Origin of the sequence: Acinetobacter sp. YH12140, from assembly GCF_013418475.1 — a bacterium.
Lineage (GTDB): Bacteria > Pseudomonadota > Gammaproteobacteria > Pseudomonadales > Moraxellaceae > Acinetobacter > Acinetobacter amyesii.
On sequence record NZ_VPBZ01000036.1, the window covers coordinates 1 to 2103 of the forward strand.

3 protein-coding genes and 1 pseudogene are annotated in these 2103 nt (G+C 37.7%); 1 reads left to right on the forward strand and 3 read right to left on the reverse strand.

The window, feature by feature from the left end; all coding sequences use genetic code 11:
- Nucleotides 1-189 (forward strand): hypothetical protein (locus FTU75_RS18760; RefSeq protein WP_373684859.1); only part of this gene is annotated, 189 nt, incomplete at its 5' end.
- A 71-nt stretch (nt 190-260) separates the two neighbouring features.
- On the opposite strand, the gene FTU75_RS18165 is transcribed toward FTU75_RS18760, so the two are convergent.
- The 3 genes and pseudogenes from FTU75_RS18165 to FTU75_RS18175 form a co-directional block, all read right to left on the reverse strand.
- Nucleotides 261-1208, reverse strand: coding sequence for a nucleotidyl transferase AbiEii/AbiGii toxin family protein (locus tag FTU75_RS18165; RefSeq protein ID WP_120376155.1), 948 nt, complete (start codon nt 1206-1208; stop codon nt 261-263).
- Nucleotides 1201-1596: a DUF6088 family protein gene (locus FTU75_RS18170; protein ID WP_120376154.1), complete on the reverse strand. Its 396-nt coding sequence runs from the start codon at nt 1594-1596 to the stop codon at nt 1201-1203. The genes FTU75_RS18165 and FTU75_RS18170 overlap by 8 nt, the downstream gene beginning before the upstream one ends.
- Before the next feature lie 375 nt (nt 1597-1971).
- Nucleotides 1972-2103, reverse strand: a pseudogene (locus FTU75_RS18175) (IS6 family transposase); the annotation flags it as partial.

Sequence of the window (2103 nt, forward strand, 5' to 3'; positions counted from 1 at the left end):
GTACCAGCGTACGGCCCACAGAATGATGTCACGCTGAAAATGCCGGCCTTTGAATGGGTTCATGTGCAGCTCCATCAGCAAAAGGGGATGATAAGTTTATCACCACCGACTATTTGCAACAGTGCCACATTTTCTATCTTCGATGAGTTACGAGTTAGAATTCAAAGAAAAAACTCTGAAGAATTTTGACAAATTTAGTTGTAATAAGAGTGATTGTAAATAAATAATCTATTGTGCTTAAGCTAATTTCTTTTCTACATTTACAACTTTAAGTTAGCGAAGATCTGTTGAACTGAGTCCTGAAAATGTGAATAGGCTTGCTGCCATGATATTTGTTTGTCCCCGAACACCATAGGAACAACAAAATTATTAAACCTGGCTTTATAGAGTGGATTACGACTTAATTCATTTAAACCAAATAACAATTCAGCAATCGGGTCTTCAACCATAAGAGTATGCTGACGACCATAACGCTCAATATCAGTTTTTATAACTTTAGTAGCTAAGTGCCCTAAATAAACAAAATCTTGTGGTTTACCATAGGTAATTTTAAAGTAGTCATACACATGTCGAACTAATGATTCATCATCAGCTCTTTCAGCATTTCTAGCAAAGGCCGCTGTACGCCTTAAAATTGCTATCAGCTTCTCGATACTGGTACTGACAATTGTGACGGAGGGAAAAGCATCGACTGGCTTCCCTTTCTTAGCCAAGTCATACACAAACGAGGTGATACTTCTAGATTCAAAAGGCTCAAGTAAGTCTGTTTCAACTAATTCCAATTTAATGAATGGTCGTAAACAGGGAGCTTGGTTGAAATGCTGAGGATATCGAATTAATAATTCCATATAACGATATTCATCCCAGACAACTGGTTCCTCTTCAATTGTAAAGAAATCAGATTGAGAGATTTTGTCTTGTACTTGATGAAGCAATTGTTTACGTACAACTTTAGCTTTAGAGCGACTTAATGCAATATTTGGTTTTGGAACTATTTTAATGTCCACATCTTCAGACATCCGATTTAACTGAATATTTGCTTTAGCTAAAGAAGTTCCACCAGCAAAAACCAAGTCATGCGTTTCAAATTCTAGAGACTGTAATAGTCTCAATAACTCGACAACATAGTAATCTTTTTCAACAATAGAAGTTGCACCAATACCAAGTGCATCAGCGACATCTGCAAACACATTTTTTATATCAGGCATTAATTTGGCTACGACCTACAGACAATTGGCGTGTAAAACGACGCGGGGTTTTAATTTGAGTAAAGGCTGGAATCTGGGTGGATTGACCAGATAAATATTTTTCCGTAGCCTCTCCTAACGTAACCTGCACATCCAATCTTTTTAATGCCTCTAAGATCACTGCATCCGCGCCTTCTGGACAGGCTGGCATTACTTTGCCGGTAATTTGATTTTTTCTTGCTTTGGTATAAATACCATAACCAACTTTAATTAGCTCACCTTCTTGAACTAAGTTTCGCAGAACTCTTCCAATTTGGTCATAATTCGCAATGTCATTAAAATCATCACGCATAAAAACATAACGTTTTGAGCGTTTGATGCGCATTTGCATTTTCGCTTTAGTTGTCATCGCATCTCCCTTATACATCAGTTTTCACATACCTTTAAACTAGCAAAAATACGACATTTTGTCGAGCAAAAATACGACATTATACTAGATGAGACTGTAGATAAATTACTCAGGAAGACAACTTTGTCTGATCTGACAGTTCTTGGTTGAGTTGCAGAATTCTATTACTCTATTACATTAAACAGCTGTAGATAACTACTTATGATCCAGAATTGGTTATCAAGCACCCTGATTACATAATAATCATAAGTTATACAACTTACACAATTTATGTGTCAGGAACCTGTCCACTTATGTACCTCTAAACACGTACGTGTTTTTATGGCACTGTTGCAAAGTTAGCGATGAGGCAGCCTTTTGTCTTATTCAAAGGCCTTACGTTTCAAAAACTCTGCTTACCAGGCGCATTTCGCCCAGGGGATCACCATAATAAAATGCTGAGGCCTGGCCTTTGCGTAGTGCACGCATCACCTCAATACCTTTGATGGTGGCGTAAGCCGTCTTCAT